The organism is Trichocoleus sp. FACHB-40 (assembly GCF_014695915.1).
Lineage (GTDB): Bacteria > Cyanobacteriota > Cyanobacteriia > Cyanobacteriales > FACHB-T130 > Funiculus > Funiculus sociatus.
This window is the reverse complement of the sequence record NZ_JACJPF010000008.1, coordinates 1-1,904: the sequence shown is the minus strand read 5'-3', so window position 1 is coordinate 1,904 and position 1,904 is coordinate 1. Positions and strand designations below refer to the sequence as shown.

2 protein-coding genes and 1 pseudogene are annotated in these 1,904 nt (G+C 45.7%); 2 read left to right on the top strand and 1 reads right to left on the bottom strand.

The window, feature by feature from the left end:
- Positions 1–422 (top strand): hypothetical protein (locus tag H6F63_RS00145; RefSeq protein ID WP_190633860.1); only part of this gene is annotated, 422 nt, incomplete at its 5' end.
- 53 nt (positions 423–475) lie between these two features.
- Here the strand turns inward: H6F63_RS00145 and H6F63_RS00140 are convergent.
- Positions 476–613, bottom strand: a complete 138-nt coding sequence (locus tag H6F63_RS00140; protein WP_190633858.1) for a hypothetical protein — start codon at positions 611–613, stop codon at positions 476–478.
- Positions 614–707: 94 nt separating this feature from the next.
- Here H6F63_RS00140 and H6F63_RS00135 point away from each other — a divergent pair.
- Positions 708–1,727 (top strand): annotated as a pseudogene (locus H6F63_RS00135) (NADP-dependent oxidoreductase).
- Positions 1,728–1,904 lie beyond the last annotated feature (177 nt).

Genomic DNA, 1,904 nt, shown 5'->3' with positions numbered 1-1,904 from the left:
AGCGATGGGTAGCACCAGAGCAACACAAAGATTTACTTCCAATTCTTTCACTAGCAAATGCAATTGCAACATTACCTATTGAATTATTTAGCTATGCTATTGAATACTTTCAATACTTTACTGGCATAATGCCCCTTCAAAATATTAGTGACAAGGGGAAAAATCTTGAAGATGAGCTTGAAGCAATAAGGAGATGGGCTGTAATCCCAGGCTTAGCAGTAGTATGCGGTATTTCGCTTAAAACGCAGCAAGATTTAGAAGGATTTAATAATGAGCTTCAAGCAGTACATACATCTGGGAATCAGATTAGTGTAAAGCTCGTTGAGGATCTTTTAGGAGAGCGTACTCTGGCATTGAAGAAGGAAGCATGGATCGGCTTTGATCCGTTGCAAATAGTTAACACATTACTGTCGCGGTCATAAACCATCTATTAAATGACACATCAATAACTTTAATTCACTATCCCACCAATAACTCAAGGCAGCTTTACCGTTAGGGTAGAGAGATCCACAAACCGTAACATCACATTGCTATCTACCAGAACGTATTGCCGATCGCGTTCGGTAACTCTCTCCAAATTATTTCTGATGAAAGATGTTGAGCCAGCGATCATCAACTGCAATCGTTAGTAAGCTTGTTGGGATGATTGTCCAGCCTGGTACAGCACTAATCGATGCTCAACGCATTGGAAGAAATAGGAATCATCAATGCCTAATTCAACTAACCAACAAATCTTACTCAAAAGCCGCCCAGTTGGGGAACCAAAAGAGAGTGATTTCGCCCTAGTCGAAACCCCAATTCCAGAACCAGGGGAAGGCGAAGTTCTCAACCGCACGATCTACCTGTCCCTCGACCCCTATATGCGCGGTCGGATGAGCGATCGCGAATCGTATGCTTCTCCAGCAGAATTGGGTTCCGTGATGGTTGGTGGCACAGTCAGCCAAGTCGTGAAATCGAACCATCCCCAATTCTCAGCCGGAGATTTTGTGCTGGGTTATGACGGTTGGCAAGCCTATGGCGTATCCAAGGGCGAAACGTTGCGTAAGCTTGACCCCAATCAAGCCCCCATCTCCTATGCCTTGGGCATAACGGGGATGCCCGGAATGACGGCATATTTCGCGCTGCTTGATATTGGGCAACCCCAAGCAGGCGAAACGGTTGTCGTTTCTGCTGCCTCTGGCGCAGTCGGTTCTGTAGCCGGACAAATTGCCAAACTCAAAGGCTGTCGGGCAGTGGGCGTGGCTGGTAGTGAGGAAAAATGCGATTACGTGGTGAAAGAATTAGGGTTTGATGCCTGCATTAACCGCAAAACTCAAGACCTAAGTTCAGCACTGAAAGCGGCTTGTCCTAATGGAATCGATGTTTATTTTGACAATACGGCGGGTGCAATTTTAGAAGCCGTGTTGTAGCAGATTAATCTTGGGGCAAGAATCCCACTGGTTGGTCTAATCTCGCAGTACAACGCAGAAAATCTTCCTCCTGTGCCTAATTTAATGCCACTGTTGGTTAAACGCGCTTTAATAAAAGGTTTTCTGGTCGGTGATTACCAACAGCGTCAGGCAGAGTTCGTAAATGATGTTTCTCAGTGGTTGCAGGAAGGCAAGCTTAAGTATAAAGAAGACGTTGTCGAGGGGTTGGAAAACGCGCCCCACGCCTTCATCGGTTTACTGCAAGGGAAAAACTTTGGCAAGCTGATTGTTAAAGTCAGTGACGATCCGACAGGATGAGCGTGCATTACGAATGAGTTACAAGCAATCCCTAGCAGTTTAGATCCCCGACTTGTCCAAGAAGTCGGGGATTTCGCCTTGACTGGACTAGCTTTTGGCAATGTAGTTGCCAAGAGCTATGAATCTCACGATTGAGATGACTATACCCAAGCTGGCAATCTCTGGCGAATCTTCTTT